The following is a 15,354-nucleotide window of genomic DNA, read 5'->3' on the forward strand; positions in this document are numbered from 1 at the left end:
CGCAGAGAAAGTTGTGTTCATTGCGTTCACGCTTCAATGACCCCGCAGCGTCCCTGCCGCGGGCTTTGGGATATAGTTCCCGGGTATCGCCCCCGGAACAGCAGGAAGACCATTGTGACTCGACGACGAGGAATGTCCCTTGCGGGGCAGTACCTTCTGCTGCAGTTGCTCATTGTCCTGGCGGTACTGGTGGGCGTGGTGGCCATTTCCCTGGCCCAGTCCGCGGCGGCGTTCGAACGGACCGAAGGCAGGCGAGCCCTGTCGGCCGCGGAAGCGCTCGGCGGCAACCCGGTGGTGCGTGAGCTGCTTCCGGACACAGAGCCGCGTGGCGGTGCCGTGTTGCCCGCGGTGGCAGAGTCCGTGCGCATTGTCTCGGGCTCATCCCGGGTGGCGCTGGCGAAACTCGACCGCACCGTGGTGGCCTCCTCGGACCCCAGCCTGCTGGGCCAGCCACTGGAGCTCGGCGACAGCAGGGTGATGGAAGGCCGGGCCTGGACCGGCGTAGTGGGTGGAACGCCCGCCCCGCTCCTGTCCGCCCATGTTCCGGTCCTAGACGATTCCGGCCGCATGATCGGGATAGCCTCCATCAGCCGCAACTATCCCACCGTGCTGGAGCGGCTGGGCGACGCCGTCCCCAACCTCCTCACCTACCTTGGGGTTGCCAGTGTCCTGGGCCTTGCCGGATCGCTCCTGCTGTCCCGCAGGGTCAAGCGGCAGACCCTCGGCATGGAACCCAGCGAAATCACCAGCCTGGTGGAAAACCGGGAAGCCATGCTCCACGGCCTCAAGGAGGGCGTGGTGGCACTTGACCTGCACGAACGGATCACGGTGGCCAACCACAGTGCGCGGTCGCTGCTGGGCCTCCCGCCGGATTGCGTGGGCAAGCGCGTGTCCGGCCTGGCGGTCGAACCAGCCCTCGAGAAAGTCCTCACGGGGGACCAGCCCGGACCGGACCAGCTGGTGCTCGTCGGGGACCGCCTGGTGGTGATGAACCGGGTCCCCATCCGGTCCCGCGGCAAGGTGATCGGCTCGGTGGCCACGCTCCGTGACCGGACGGAACTCTCTGAACTTGAGCATGAGCTGGGCGCCACCCGCACCGCCACGGACACCCTTCGGGCGCAGGCGCACGAGTTTGCCAACCAGCTTCACGTCATCTCCGGCCTGATCCAGATCGGCGAGTACGATTCCGTGGTCCAGTTCGTCAACGGCGCCACGGTGGACCGGACCCGGCTCAATGACGAGGTGACCGGCCGGATCGCCGATCCCGCGCTCGCCGCCCTGCTGATCGCCAAGTCCAGCCTGGCCGCCGAGCGGGGCGTGGCGCTGCAGCTGGATCCGGACTCAGGGCTGGGCAAGGTGGATGATGCGCTGTCCCGGGACCTCACCACGGTGGTGGGGAACCTTGTGGATAACGCGTTCGACGCCGTCACCGGGCTCCCGCAGGCAGCCGTCAGCGTGCAGGTGGAGGACGGGGCCGGGGGTGACGTGGTGGTGACAGTGCGGGACAACGGTCCCGGCGTCCCGGGTGGTTCGGCCGACCACATTTTCCGCCAGGGCTTTACCACCAAGGAACCCGGGCCGGCGGGCAGCCGCGGCTTCGGGCTGGCGATGTCCCGGGTCATCTGCCGCCGCGGCGGCGGCAACCTGACGGTGGCCAATGACCACGGGGCGGTCTTTACGGCCGTGCTGAAACGAGGGAGTGCCCAGGCATGATCAAAGTCCTGATCGTCGACGACGACTTCATGGTGGCCAAAGTGCATGCCGGATTCATCCAGCGCACACCTGGCTTCACGGTGGTGGGTGCGGCCCACACGGGGACGCAGGCAGTTGCCGAGACCCAACGGCTCCGGCCCGACCTGGTGTTGCTGGACATCCACCTGCCCGACGCCAACGGCCTGGACCTCATGCACCGGCTGCGCAGCGTGGCCCCCGAACTGGACGTCCTGGTGATCAGTGCCGCCCGAGAGGTCGAAACGGTACGGAAAGCGCTCCGGGGCGGTATTGTCCATTACCTGATCAAGCCGTTTTCCCAGTCTGACCTGCAGGAGCGGCTGGAGCACTACCGTAGTGCGTACCTGGGCCTGGATGCGGCCAAAGACGTGGCCGAGCAATCGGACGTCAACCGGGTGTTCGGCCTGGACCGCGCCGAACGGCCGCTGCCCAAGGGGTGCAGCATCGAGACCCTGAAACTGGTGGAGGCCGCCCTTAACGCTGCCGCCGGTGACGTGTCCGCCGCGGAGGTGGCCCAGGAGCTCGGAACGTCCCGCGTCAGCGCCCGCCGCTACCTGGAATACCTGCATGACGAAGGCACCCTCGATGTCCGGCTCAAGTACGGTGTGGGGCGGCCGGAACGGCGTTACGTCCTAAAGGCCTGACCCGGCCGGCCGCCAAGGACTGTCAGCGCAGCAGCGTATCAACCAGCCGGGCGGCCGTCCGCGCGGTCCGGCCGTCAATGTCGAACGCGGGGTTCAGTTCCGCCACGTCAAGGTGCAGCAGCTTGCCGCTCCGCGCCACCTGCCGGCACACGGCCGTGATGACGGCGAGCGGCACACCATAGGCTGCGGGGGCGCTGACGCCCGGCGCCACCGCCGCCGGCAGCACGTCCAGGTCGATGGTCAGGTACAGGACATCGATTTCCGCCAGGAAGTCCGCCACGAAACCCCGGACGCGTTCCGCCTCGCAGTCTTCGTCCAGCAGATACCGGACGCCCAATTTTCCGGCGGTGTCGAAGAGGGCCCGGGTGTTGTTCGGCTCCGAGATGCCGACGACCGCGTAACGGAGGTCGCGTCCGGCGCCCGCTTCCGCACGGGCCATTTGCAGGAACGGCGTCCCCGAACTGGGAACCGCTTCATCGCGGAGGTCGAAGTGGGCGTCGAGGTTCAGCACGCCCAGGCGCAGTCCGCTGCGGACCGCGGCAGAGGCACTGACGCCAAGGTAGCTGGCGTAGGCGGTTTCGTGGCCGCCGCCCAGGACGACAGTCTGGTGGCCGGCGTCGAGCAGGGCCGCCAGGGCATGGCCCAACCGTTCCTGGCCGGCCTCGAGCTGGTCTCCGGACACCACCACGTCCCCGAGATCGGCAACGGTCCGGTCCAGGTGGAACGCCAGCGGGCCGAGTGCTTTTCGCAGCGCCGCCGGCGCGGCTGCCGCCCCGGCGCGGCCCTTGTTCCGGCGCACTCCCTCGTCGCTGGCGAAGCCCAACAGGGCCACCGGCGTCCGGCCCGATGCTAATGGGTGCCCGGTGCCCGGGCCGTCCGGCGCGTCCAACGGCCCGGGCTGGCGCTCCTGGTTCACTGCCTGCCACCAGCGGCGGTGGTCCGGGCCGTCGCCGTCGTACCTCCCGGACCAGGGCTGCGGCGGGACGTCAACGGCTGGGGACTGGAAAGGCATGCTCCAAGCTCACCGCACGCCGGGCACAAAAACCAGCACCGCCGCCGTCGTCCTGTCCGGGATCCAAGAACCCGCGCGCGGGGGCCAAGGGATAGGGTGAGAGCGGTCGGCCAGATCGAAGCGTGACGTGCCTGTGCCGGAACCCCGCACCTTTCCAGGCTGGAGGCCGCCCATGTTCGATGCCGCTAACATCATTTTTGCCGCCGCCGGAGCCGCCGTCTTCGTCGCCGCCGTCTTGCCAAAACTGCTGCGCAACATGCCCCTGTCCATGCCCATGGTCTTCCTCGGTGCCGGCATGGGGGCGTTTGCGCTGATTCCCTCGCTCCCGGATCCCAACCCGGTGGAGCACAGCGGCTTCGTGATGCACCTGGCGGAGATCTGCGTCATCATTTCGCTGATGGGGGCCGGACTTGCCCTGGACCGGCCGGTGGGGCGCAAGCGATGGTCCACCACTTGGCGGTTGCTGGGCATCGCCATGCCGCTGTGCATCGCGGGCCTGACGCTGCTGGGCATGTGGTTCCTGGGCCTGGGCCTTGGCGCGGCACTGCTGGTGGCTGCCAGCCTGGCCCCCACGGACCCGGTCCTGGCCTCGGAGGTGCAGGTGGGGGAACCGGCGGACGCGGAGGACGGCGTCGAAAGGGAAGATGAGGTGCGGTTCGGCCTCACCTCGGAAGCCGGCCTCAACGACGGGCTGGCCTTTCCGTTCGTCTACCTCGCCATCGCGATCAGCGTGGCCGGCGCCTCGCCGTCCGCCTGGTTTCCCGAATGGTTCGGCGTGGACGTGCTGTGGCGGCTGGCCTTGGGACTGCTGGTGGGTTTCCTGACCGGAAAACTGTTGGCGAAGCTGTTCTTCTCCGCCCGCCGTGACAGCCTGCGGCTTTCCAACCACTCGGAGGGCTTCGTGGCGCTGGCGGCCACCTTCCTGGCGTACGGGCTGACGCAGCTGGCGGAGGGCTACGGGTTCATCGCGGTCTTCGTGTGTGCCGTGACCATCCGTGCGGCCGAGCGCAGCCATGGCTACCACCGGGTGCTCCATTCCTACGTGGAGCAACTCGAACGGCTCCTGACCGTGGTGATCCTGGTCCTGCTCGGCGGTGCCATAGCCCGTGGACTCCTCGCCGGAATCGGACCGGCGGAGGTGCTGGTGGCCTTGGCGTTCCTGCTGGTGGTCAGGCCGCTGGCGGGTTGGCTGGGGCTGCTGGGCGGCAAGACCGGGCCGCGCGAACGCGTGGCACTGTCCTTCTTCGGCATCCGCGGCATCGGGTCGCTGTACTACCTGGCCTTTGCGCTGGGGGAAGACCATTTCGCGGACCAGGCGCACCGGCTCTGGTCGTTTGTGGGGCTGGTGGTGGCGTTGTCCATCGTGATCCACGGGGCCACCACCTCGCCGCTGATGAACCGGCTGGACCGGCTGCGCGAGAAGCGGGCGCTGGCGGTCTCCGGGGACGAAGGACTCGCGCCCAACACCCCGGTATAGAAAGACAAAGGGCTGGTACGGCAGACGCCGCACCAGCCCTTTCCGTCCAGCGGGTGGCTACATGCTGAGGGCGGCCTCGATCGGGCCGATGGCGAAGAACAGCAGGAATGCGGCGGCCACGGCCCACATCAGCGGGTGGATGTCCTTGATCCTGCCCTGGACCGTGCGGATGAGGACGTAGGCAATGAAGCCGGCGCCCAGGCCGTTGGCGATGGAGTAGGTGAACGGCATGAGGGTGAAGGTCAGGAACGCCGGAATGGCAATGCCCCAGTCCTGCCAGTCGATCTTGCCCACCTGGGACACCATCATGAAGCCCACCACCACCAGGGCCGGGGCTACGGCCTCGAACGGGACCAGGTTGATCAGCGGGGTGAAGAACATGGCCACCAGGAAGAGCAGGCCGGTGACGATCGAGGCGATGCCGGTCCGGGCGCCCTCGCCAATGCCGGCGCCGGCCTCGACGTAGATCTGGTTCGAGGAGACGGACGCGCCGCCGCCGATGATGGCACCGAGGGCGTCCACCTGGAGCACGCGGTCCACGTCGGGGATGTTGCCGTGTTCGTCAACCGTGCCGGCTTCGTTTGCCAGGCCCACCATGGTGCCCATGGCGTCGAAGAAGATGCTGAGCAGGATCACGAAGGCCAGCAGGGTGGCGGCCACGAACCCGAGGTCGGAGAACGCACCGAATGGGTTGGCCTTGCCGATCAGCGAAAGGTCCGGGGCCGCCCAGCCGCTGAATGTGGGGGCCACCAGGGACCAGCCCTGCGGGTTGGACGTCTTGCCGTCAAAGCTGGGGCCGATGTGGAGGGTCATCTCCAGGATGACGGACACTACCGTCGAGGTGATGATGCCGATCAGGATGGCGCCCTTGACCTTGCGCACCACCAGGGCGATGGTCAGGATCAGGCCGAAGACGAACACGGCGGTGGGCCAGCCCAGCAGTTTGCCGTCGAAGCCCAGGCCCACGGGCACGGTGGTCCCGGCCACGTCCGGGATGCGCCGGACGAACCCGGCGTTGACCAGGCCGATCAGGGCGATGAACAGGCCGATGCCCACCACGATCGCTGTCTTGAGGCCCTCGGGCACGGCCTTGAAGACGGCGGTGCGGAAACCGGTGAGCACCAGGATCAGCATGGTGATGCCGGAGAGGACCACCAGGCCCATCATGTCCGGCCAGGTGAGGCCCGGGTTCCGGGCGACCGTCACGGCTACGAAGGCGTTGACGCCCAGGCCGGTGGCGAGTGCGAAGGGGTGTCGTCCCCACGCGCCCATGAGGATGGTCAGGACTCCTGCCACGAGCGCGGTTACCGCGGCAACGGCGGTGAAACCGAGCGTTGCCCCGGTGGAGTCGGGACCGGACAGGATCAGGGGGTTCAGCACCACGATGTAGCTCATGGCGAAGAAAGTGGCGAACCCGCCGCGGATCTCGCGGGAAAGGTTGGAGCCTCGCTCCGTGACCTTGAAATACCGGTCCAGGGCAGAGCCTTGCTTAAGCATTAGTCCTCCGGGGGAATGTGTGGGGATACCTGCATCCTAAGGGTGCTGCACGGTAGGGGCGGCCAAATTCGCCTAGTCTGTAAGGAAGCCAACACGAGGAGCAGCCCATGCGCCCAGTCCGCCGGCAGTTGCTGAGCGCGATGCTCGGTTTGTTCGTCCTTGCAGCTGCCACCCTTGGCCTGGCGGGGCCCGCCTCCGCGCATGATGCTGCGGAATCCACCAGCCCGGCGCAGGGAGCGTCGCTGGCGGCCCCGCCGGATAAAGTTTCGGTCACCTTCAGCAACCCGCCGCTGGGCATTGGTTCCTCGTTCTCCGTCAAGGACGCGTCCGGTACGGAATGGGCTGACGGTTCCGTCCTGATCGCAGACAACGTGGCCACCCAAAAGCTGCGTTCCGGCGGCCCGGCGGGGGCGTACACGGTGGCGTGGCGCGTGGTCAGCGCGGATTCACACCCGATCGAGGGGACGTTTACGTTCACCGCGGCGTCGGGTTCCGCCCAAGCCGGAGCTGCGGCCCCCGGGGCCGCGCAGGCCGGGTCTGCCCCGTCGGGAAGTTCGACGCCGGCCGGCGCCGTCCCCGGCATAGGCACCCCGAAGCCTGGGGTGACGGAGGAACCGTCAGCACCTGCCGGTGCGGGCGAGCCCTTCCAGTGGAGCATTGTGCTGTTTGCGGCTGTGGCCGTTGGTTTGCTTGTCACCCTGGGCGTCCTGGCCCGGCGACGGCTTTCCGGTGACGGGGACACGCCTGACGACGAGGACATGCCTGAGGACGAGGGCACGCCCGACGACGGGAACCAAGACGAGGAAGCCCCGCGGTAGCGGACTCCTGGCCGGACAGTTAGCTCCAGGCCGGCGGCCACACGGACGGCCGTCAGCAGGTCAGCACCGCAAAGCTGCCCGTTGCCGGGAAGGCGGCGGCCGATGGCTGGACGTTGCCAACATTGACCTTGGCGGAGATCGCCTGGCCCACGGTCTTGGCCTGGCGCAGCACTTCCTTGGGTGACGGCGTGATCAGTTCGCCCACCCCCACCAGGTAGATGCCGATGGCCCGCATGGCTGCTGCCACGTTCTTCCCTACGGCAATGCCGAAGTCGCTGAGCATGCGCCGCAGTTGGCTGTGGGCGCAGCGCGTGAGGACAATGTGGTCTGCCACCAGGATCCCCGTGGGCGTGTGGACCTGCCACTGCGGCGCGGAGGTGTCCTCCTGGCCCCCAAGCATGGTCAGCTGCACAGCCCGGGTGGTGTTCCGTACGTCAACGCTGTGGCTTGCGGCGTAGTTGCGCAGGTGGCGCAGGATCTCGTTCCGCTCCCGCAGGGTGTCGCTGTCAGCGGCGTCGCAGCGCTGCAGCGACGACGTGTTGGCCGGCTGCGCTGCGCCCAGGATGTCCAGACCGTCCACCACGATGGAGTCCACTCCGTGGCGCCGCAGTTCAGCGGCCACGGCCAGCCCGGACAGGCCGGTGCCAATGATCACAGTGGTGGTCTGTTCGGTCCCGGCACTCCCAGGCATGCTTGACACTACAGTTTCCCTCCTTCGAAGCTTCGGCAGGTTGCCGGCGACTTCGCCGGCTCGCGTCCCGATACCCCCAAGCACGGTCGCAGCGCATGGCCGGGCCGCCCTGACAGGAAGTTGCAGCTGGCGTCCCGGACCAACAATGTCCTGAAGACTACAGAACAATTGCGGCCGTGAATAGCCCATTGGAGAAATCATTCGTGCCGTGGTGAAGGCGCTTTCCGCGACCGGCCGGAAAGCCTGTGGATAACCCTCATTCGCGCCCCTGAACAGGCTTGCTAAGCAGCTGGGGACGGAGAATAGTGGGAAACGGAAGCGGTCTTTTTCCCGCCGTTGCAGCGGCGGGACGGGGTGCACGGGTCCCGGCCCGTTTTCTGGCAGAATAGCCGCAACATCAGGCAGTATCGCGAGGAGGCGGCCCCCATGGGCTCACAAGAGTTGCATCCGGACCCGGCCCGGGACGGTAGTGGTTCTCCGGCCGCTCCCGAAGGCATCGTGGTGGGTGTCGATGGCTCTGAGCATGGCCAGTGCGCCCTCGTGTGGGCCGCGCGGGAGGCCCAGCGCCGTCGTCGTCCCCTCCATATCGTCACCGCCTATTCGGTGCCGATCTTCGCCGCGTCCGGCCTGGACGGAGGCTACGCCACCGTAGATGACTCGGTCATCCGTGAGGGGGCCGAGGCCATCGCCCAGCAGGCCCTGGAGAAGGTTTCCACGTACGACGTCGAGGTCAGCTCCTCAGTGGAGAACGGTGACGCCGCCGGTGTGCTGCTGGAGATCTCCGAAACCGCAGAGCTCCTGGTGGTGGGCACCCGCGGCCGCGGCGGTTTCGTGGGCCGGCTCCTGGGTTCGGTCAGCAGCGCGCTGCCCGCGCACGCCAAATGCCCCACGGTGACCGTGCCGCTGTTCTGCTCGGAGCGCCTGGGTGAGACCACCGAGGACCGGCGCATCAAGGCAGAGCAGGCCAGATCCGGCCACCGGCCCGTGGAGAACGTCGTGGTGGTCGGCGTCGACGGTTCCGAGCAGGCCCGGGTGGCCGTGCTGGAAGCGGCTGACCAGGCCGAACGGCTCGGCGCCGCGCTCCGTGTGATCTGCGCCGTCCCGCAGTACAGCGGTTCCCTGGCCTGGGTTCCCGCCCCGATGGACCGGAAGGCCCTGTTTGAGGACATCCGCGTCACCCTGGACGCCGGCATGGCCTGGCTTCGCAGCCACTATCCCCACTTACGGGCCGACTACGAGCTCAAGGATGGTTCGCCCGTCGATGTGCTCGTGGAGGAGAGCCGGCACGTGGAGCTGGTGGTGGTGGGCACCCGCGGACGCGGCGGCTTCACCGGCATGCTCCTCGGCTCAACATCGGACGGTGTGCTCCATCACGCCAAGGGGCCGGTCATGGTGGTCCCGGACCGGGAAGACCCCCGCCTGGCCGACCGGGCACGGTTCGGGCCCATCCTGGGCGACGCCGCCTAGGCACACCAGGTCCGCCGGCAAGGCAGCCGCACCATGGAGCAGCACGGGATACCGTCACCGGGCACCAGCGGGGACGCCGGACCGGTCCTGGCGCTTGCCGCCCTCGACGCCGGAATGCTGGCCCTCGTGGGCGGCAAGGCAGCGAACCTCGGCGAGTTGCTCTCCGCTGGGCTGCCCGTCCCGGAAGGTTTCTGCCTGACCACGCAGGCATACTGGCAGGTGGTAGGTGCCCCTGATCCCGTCCTGCCAGAACTTGCGGATGTCTATGCAGCCCTGCAGGCAGCAGCACGGGCCACGGGCCACGATCCTGCCACCAACGAGTCGCCCCACCTTGCCGAACTGGCCGGAACCGCTCGCGCCGCAATCCTGGCGGCGCCGCTTCCGGGAGCAGTATCCGACGCCGTCAGCCAGGCGTATGCCGCGATGGGGCCGGACGTACCGGTGGCGGTGAGGTCCTCCGCCACCGCCGAGGACCTGCCGTTTGCGAGTTTCGCCGGCCAGCAGGACACCTACCTCAACGTCGTTGGAGTGGACGCGGTCCTTGAAGCTGTCCGCAATTGTTGGGCCTCGCTCTGGACCGACCGTGCAACTGCCTACCGGGCAAGCCTGGGCATCGAGCCCGCCGGAGTGGCCCTCGCCGTGGTGGTGCAGCGGATGGTGGATGCGGACACGGCGGGTGTCATGTTCACGGCGAACCCACTCACCGGTCGGCGCCGGCAGGTGGTTATCGATGCCGGCCCGGGCCTCGGCGAAGCCGTGGTTTCCGGCGCGGTCAACCCGGACCACTTTGTGGTGGACGGCCTGACAGGCAAGGTGGTGGAGCAGCGCCTTGGTGGGGAAGGCGTCGAGGTCCGGCCCCTTCCCGGCGGCGGCACGGAGACCAGGACATTGCCGGGCAGCACCGGAACGCCCTGCCTGACGGAGCGCCAGCTGGCTGCCTTGGCGGGGCTTGGCCTGGAGGCCGAAGACCATTTCGGCACCCCACAGGACACCGAGTGGGCTATCGACAACACGGGCACCCTGTGGTTGACCCAATCCCGGCCCATCACCACTCTCTACCCGGTCCCGGAAAGCCACGGGGCCGCCCACCTCCGCCAGGGCCGGCCCGGCGCCGGCGGCACCAGGGCGTACCTGTGCTTCAGCCTGGCGCAGGGACTCACCCGGCCACTTACCCCCATGGGGCTCGCTGCGTTGCGCCTGGTCGCCTCGTCCGTGGCCACGGCCGCACGGTTCCCGGTTCCCGAACCCCGGCGGGGGCCGTCCCCGTACGCCGAGGCAGGGCAGCGGATGTACATCGATTTCACCACCCCACTTCGCAGCGCCGTGGGCCGCCGCATCGTTCCCAGGGTCTTTGACGTCATGGAGGCACGGACCGCAGCGGTCATGCGGCAATTGTTCGAGGACCCTGCCTTTGCGGTAACCAGCAGGACGCCCTTCGGGCTCCTACGGCACGCGGGCCCGGCAGCAGTGCACGCCGGGGTTCCGCAAGCAATACTCCGGGCCCTGCTCCGGCCCGCGGCAGCCCTCCGCCGGCTGGACCGCTTTACGCGGGAATTCGAGGCATCGCTGGCCCCCGGCGACGATGCCGGGACCCTGGCCAGGCTGGCGCACGTCGAGGCCCTCCTCGGAGGCCGCCTGTTTCCGATTGTTCCAGCCATACTTCCCCTTCCCTTGGTCGGTTTCGCCATGCTGGGCCTCGCAGGAAAGCTCCTCGGCGATGACGCGTGGGATGAACTCCAGCCCGTTATCCGGGGCCTGCCGAACAACGTCACCACCGAGATGGACCTTGAGCTGTGGCGCCTCGCCACGGCCATCAAGGACGATGGCGAATCGAGTGCCGCCCTGACGGGGTCGGATCCAACGGCACTGGCGGAAGATTTCAAGGCCGGGCGGCTGCCCGCGCGTCTGGACGCCGGGCTCGCGAGGTTCCTTGACCGCTACGGACACCGGGCGGTGGCTGAGATCGACGTCGGGCTGCCGCGCTGGTCGGAAGAGCCCGCACACATCCTGGGCATCCTGGCCAACTACCTCCGGCTGGAGGATCCCGCCCTCGCGCCGGACCGGCAGTTCGGCAAGGCGGCCGAGGACGCTGAAGCCCAGGTTAACCGGCTCGTGGCCCGTGCAGCCGGGCGCGGCAGGATCAGGGGAGTGCTGGTGCGCGCTGCCTTGCGCCGGGCACGGCTGTTCGCCGGCCTGCGTGAAATGCCTAAGTACCAGCTTGTGGTTGGCCTTGGCGAGGTCCGCAGGCAACTGCTCATGGTGGGCGTCGAACTCGCGGAGGCCGGGGCCCTCGACCGCCCGGACGACGTCTTCTTCCTGGAACTCGACGAGGCGCGGCAGGCCTTGTCTGGTGAAACAGGGGACCGGAGAGCAACGCTCCCGGACCTCCGGGAGCTCATCGCGGCCCGGCGGGCGGACTACCGCCGGGAGCTCGGACGCCGCCATATACCCCGGGTGCTCCTCTCCGACGGCACGGAACCCGAAGCGGTGCGGACCGCCGTCGGCATGGTTGAAGGAACGCTGGGGGGAAGCCCTGCCTCGGCAGGGACGGTGACGGCGGCGGCACGGGTGGTCCTGGACCCCGTCGGCGCCCGCCTTGAACCGGGCGAAATCCTGGTTGCCCCGTCCACTGACCCCGGGTGGACACCGTTGTTCCTCACTGCGGGAGGGCTGGTGATGGAGATGGGCGGCGCCAACTCCCACGGCGCCGTCGTGGCCAGGGAATACGGGATTCCCGCGGTCGTTGGGGTGGCGGATGCCACCAGGCTGATAACCACCGGCCAGAGAGTAGCGGTCGACGGCGGTGCGGGAACCGTCGTGCCCGAACGCCCGGCCGGTGCCGAAGGTTCAGGGGCCCATACCGGCACGGACCCGGCCGCGCGGGCGTAACCTTGATCTATGGGTTCCAACACGCTGGATTCCAGTGGAGAGTTGCAGCAGCGCAGCAGGTTGAGCCGCCGGACATGGCTTCGGTGGATGCCTGCCGCCGCGGCCCCGGTGGTGATCGCCGTGGGCGCCCTCACCGGCTCACTCCCGGCCAGCGCCGGAGACCCGTTGCCTGCGAAAACCCCCGCCCAAGTCCTGGAACTGGTGGGCACCCATCAGGTGCAAGCATTCTCGGGAACGTTGGAACAGGTGGCGGACCTGGGCCTGCCCGAGCTTCCGGCCGCCGGAAAGACCTCTGCCCCTGCATCAGCCGGGAGCGCAGCTTCCGTGATTGAACTCTTGTCCGGCCAGCACACCGCGCGCATCTACGTCGACGGCAAGGACAACGCCCGCGTGCAGGTAGTGGACCAGTTGGCCGAGCGGGACGTCGTCCGGCACGGCAGTGACGTCTGGTTCTACTCATCGAAGGACAACACCGCCGAGCACCTGACGCTGCCGGCAAAAACAAAGGATCCGACGCCCTCGAAGGACGCGCAGGGTACACCGGGCCTGCCCGCGCCGGGCGACCTGGCCCAGCAGTTCCTGTCCAAGGTCGATCCCACCACCTCCGTCACCGTGGGACCGGACGTCGTCGTTGCCGGCCGGAGTGCCTACAACCTGGTGATTGAGCCCCGCACCGGCGCCACGCTGGTGGGCAATGTGGCCATCGCGGTCGATGGCCAAACGGGCATGCCGCTGTCCGTACAGGTGACCGCACGCGGAGCCGACAAGCCGGCTTTCCGTTCCGGATTCACCGCACTTACCCTGGACACGCCGGACCAGTCCCTGTTCAGCTTCACGCCACCGCCCGGCAGCACGGTCAAGGACGTGCCGGTTCCGGACAAATCCCATGAGCCCGCAGATGCTCCGCATCCGGGGCCATTGACCAACCCGGACCAGCTGCTGCCCCAGCTCGAAGCGAAGGCACACGTCTCAGTGGCCGGAACCGGCTGGGAAACGGTAGTGGGGACGGCAGCGGGCGCATCCGGTTCAGCTGCAGCGTCCCTGCTGGCCGATCCGCTGCTGGCACAGGCCGCAGTCCCCGTCTCGGGCGGCCGCCTTCTTTCCACCGCCTTGCTGAACGTACTGGTCACTGACGACGGCCGGATGTTCGCCGGCATGGTGCCGCCAGAAGCACTGCAGGCCGCAGCGGCAGCGGCTCGGTGAGTACGGGCCCGGCGGGCGCTGGTCCGGCGGCTGCCGGGCTTGCGATCGAGACCCATGGCCTGAGCAAGCGGTTCGGCCACCAGACCGCCGTCGACGCTGTGGACCTTGCCGTCCCGCACGGTGCGGTGTTCGGTTTCCTCGGGCCCAACGGGTCCGGCAAGACCACCACCATCCGCATGCTGCTTGGTCTGGCGGCCGCGTCCGCCGGAACCGTGAAAATGCTCGGCAGGCAGATGCCGGATGAGTTCCACGACGTGCTCCCGCGGGTCGGTGCCTTGGTGGAAGGACCGGCGTTCTATCCCTTTCTCTCCGGGGCCGCCAACCTCCACCGGCTTGATGCCGCCGGGCGGCACACCGTTCCGGCCACCCGCAAGGCCAGGGTGGAACGGGCCTTGGAGCGCGTGGGCCTGGAACACGCGGCCGGTAAGCGGGTCCACGCATACTCGCTGGGCATGAAGCAGCGGCTGGGCATAGCCAACGCGCTGCTGTCTCCCCGGGACCTGCTGGTGCTGGATGAGCCCACCAACGGGCTGGATCCGCAAGGTACGCGGGAGGTGCGCAACCTGGTCCGGTCCCTGGCCCACGAGGGCACCACCGTGTTCGTCTCCAGCCACCTGCTGGCCGAGGTGGACCAGATGTGTACCCACGCCGCGGTGATGAGCGCCGGCAAGCTTGTGGCGCAAGGGCCGCTGGCCGAACTCCGGCAGGCCGGCAGCGCCCGCCTCCGGCTGGTCACCCCGGACGGCGGCGCGGCGCGGGACGTCCTCGCCCGGCTCGGGCTGGCACCTGCACCTCCGGAAGGGGAAGCCGGCAAGCAGTCGCCGGACGGCGAGACCATCGTGGCGGGGCTGGGCGCCGCCGGGCAGCAAGCCGCCCCGCTCCCGGAAGAAGTGGTGGCGCACCTGGTCCAGGCCGGCGTGCGTGTCCGGGGCTTCGCCGTCGAACGCGAAAGCCTCGAAGACCGCTTTGTTGCCCTTACCGGGGAAGGATTCGACGTTGCCCAGTAGCGTGCCTGCCGACATCCCACAGGCCGCGGGAACCGCCCGGGCCGCAGCCCCGCAGAGTACGTCCAGGCGGTCCGGTTCCAGGACGGCAGGTGCCGGTTTGTCCTTGCTGGCCTCGGAACTCAGGGTCCTGTTCACCCGGCGGCGCACCTGGGCGCTGCTGCTGGCCCTGGCTGCCATTCCGGTGCTCATCGCCGTCGCGGTCAAGGTCTCGTCCGCCGTCCCGCCCGGGCGCGGCCCTGCCTTCCTTGACCGGATCACCCAAAACGGCCTTTTCGTGGCCTTCACCGCCATGCTGGTGTCCGTACCGCTGTTCATGCCGCTCGCCGTGGGCGTGGTGGCCGGCGACACCATCGCCGGGGAAGCGAGCCTGGGAACCCTCCGTTATTTGCTGGTGGCCCCGGCGGGCAGGGTGCGGCTGCTCCTGGTCAAGTACATGGGTGCCCTGGCCTTTTGCATCGTGGCACCGTTGACCATCGGCCTGGTGGGGGCGGCCATCGGCGCGGCGCTCTTTCCGGTAGGGCCGGTGACCCTGCTGTCCGGCGGAGTGGTCCAGCCCGCTGAGGCTGCCGTGCGGATCGTGCTCATTGCCGCCTACATCGCCGTGTCCCTGGCGGGCCTCTCAGCGATTGGGCTGTTCCTGTCCACCATGACCGTGGTCCCCGTCGGTGCGATGGCGGCCACCGTGGTGGTCTCGGTCGTTTCCGAGGTCCTGGACCAGCTTCCCCAGCTGGACTGGCTGCATCCGTGGCTGTTCAGCCATTACTGGCTCGGTTTCGGTGACATGCTGCGCCAACCGGTGCTTTGGGACTCATTCGCCGCCAACGCACTGCTCCAAGCAGGCTATGTGGCGGTGTTCGGGGCGCTGGCGTACGGCCGTTTCGTCACCAAGGACATCCTGAGCTGAGTGGAGGGCGGACC

At 68.5% G+C, this 15,354-nt stretch carries 12 protein-coding genes; 9 read left to right on the forward strand and 3 right to left on the reverse strand.

The genetic code is table 11. The annotated features are described in order from the left end of the window. Positions 1 to 132: 132 nt before the first annotated feature. Together ACFVVC_RS14315 and ACFVVC_RS14320 are read left to right on the forward strand one after the other, a co-directional pair. A complete protein-coding gene (locus ACFVVC_RS14315; protein ID WP_387454745.1) occupies positions 133 to 1,713 on the forward strand; it encodes an ATP-binding protein in 1,581 nt (526 codons plus the stop codon). Then, complete coding sequence (locus ACFVVC_RS14320; RefSeq protein WP_387454403.1) at positions 1,710 to 2,375, forward strand: response regulator; 666 nt, start codon at positions 1,710 to 1,712, stop codon at positions 2,373 to 2,375. The genes ACFVVC_RS14315 and ACFVVC_RS14320 overlap by 4 nt, the downstream gene beginning before the upstream one ends. 22 nt (positions 2,376 to 2,397) lie before the next feature. Here ACFVVC_RS14320 and hutG read toward each other — a convergent pair whose 3' ends face one another. Continuing rightward, complete coding sequence (gene hutG, locus ACFVVC_RS14325; RefSeq protein WP_387454405.1) at positions 2,398 to 3,387, reverse strand: formimidoylglutamase; 990 nt, start codon at positions 3,385 to 3,387, stop codon at positions 2,398 to 2,400. Positions 3,388 to 3,559: 172 nt separating this feature from the next. On the opposite strand from hutG, the gene ACFVVC_RS14330 reads away from it, so the two are divergent. Continuing rightward, positions 3,560 to 4,864, forward strand: coding sequence for a cation:proton antiporter (locus ACFVVC_RS14330; protein ID WP_387454407.1), 1,305 nt, complete (start codon positions 3,560 to 3,562; stop codon positions 4,862 to 4,864). Between the two features lie 57 nt (positions 4,865 to 4,921). Here ACFVVC_RS14330 and ACFVVC_RS14335 read toward each other — a convergent pair whose 3' ends face one another. Continuing rightward, a complete protein-coding gene (locus tag ACFVVC_RS14335) occupies positions 4,922 to 6,361 on the reverse strand; it encodes an NCS2 family permease (RefSeq protein WP_387454409.1) in 1,440 nt (479 codons plus the stop codon). A gap of 107 nt (positions 6,362 to 6,468) precedes the next feature. Here ACFVVC_RS14335 and ACFVVC_RS14340 point away from each other — a divergent pair, with 107 nt between their 5' ends. After that, complete coding sequence (locus ACFVVC_RS14340) at positions 6,469 to 7,179, forward strand: copper resistance protein CopC (protein ID WP_387454412.1); 711 nt, start codon at positions 6,469 to 6,471, stop codon at positions 7,177 to 7,179. Between the two features lie 52 nt (positions 7,180 to 7,231). On the opposite strand, the gene ACFVVC_RS14345 is transcribed toward ACFVVC_RS14340, so the two are convergent. Beyond that, positions 7,232 to 7,870: an NAD(P)-binding protein gene (locus ACFVVC_RS14345; protein ID WP_387454748.1), complete on the reverse strand. Its 639-nt coding sequence runs from the start codon at positions 7,868 to 7,870 to the stop codon at positions 7,232 to 7,234. Positions 7,871 to 8,296: 426 nt separating this feature from the next. On the opposite strand from ACFVVC_RS14345, the gene ACFVVC_RS14350 reads away from it, so the two are divergent. The 5 genes from ACFVVC_RS14350 (at position 8,297) to ACFVVC_RS14370 (ending at position 15,340) form a co-directional block, all read left to right on the forward strand. Continuing rightward, positions 8,297 to 9,337: a universal stress protein gene (locus tag ACFVVC_RS14350; RefSeq protein WP_387454415.1), complete on the forward strand. Its 1,041-nt coding sequence runs from the start codon at positions 8,297 to 8,299 to the stop codon at positions 9,335 to 9,337. Positions 9,338 to 9,370: 33 nt separating this feature from the next. Next, on the forward strand, positions 9,371 to 12,226 hold the full coding sequence (locus ACFVVC_RS14355) for a PEP/pyruvate-binding domain-containing protein (protein ID WP_387454418.1): 2,856 nt from the start codon (positions 9,371 to 9,373) through the stop codon (positions 12,224 to 12,226). Positions 12,227 to 12,313: 87 nt separating this feature from the next. After that, positions 12,314 to 13,429 (forward strand): outer membrane lipoprotein carrier protein LolA, encoded by a 1,116-nt coding sequence (locus ACFVVC_RS14360; protein WP_387454751.1) that lies wholly within the window; start codon positions 12,314 to 12,316, stop codon positions 13,427 to 13,429. Next, complete coding sequence (locus ACFVVC_RS14365) at positions 13,426 to 14,436, forward strand: ABC transporter ATP-binding protein (RefSeq protein WP_387454421.1); 1,011 nt, start codon at positions 13,426 to 13,428, stop codon at positions 14,434 to 14,436. The genes ACFVVC_RS14360 and ACFVVC_RS14365 overlap by 4 nt, the downstream gene beginning before the upstream one ends. Further along, positions 14,426 to 15,340: an ABC transporter permease gene (locus tag ACFVVC_RS14370; RefSeq protein ID WP_387454423.1), complete on the forward strand. Its 915-nt coding sequence runs from the start codon at positions 14,426 to 14,428 to the stop codon at positions 15,338 to 15,340. Before ACFVVC_RS14365 ends, ACFVVC_RS14370 begins: the two co-directional genes overlap by 11 nt. Positions 15,341 to 15,354 lie beyond the last annotated feature (14 nt).

It is taken from the genome of Pseudarthrobacter sp. NPDC058196 (assembly GCF_042882685.1).
GTDB lineage: Bacteria > Actinomycetota > Actinomycetes > Actinomycetales > Micrococcaceae > Arthrobacter.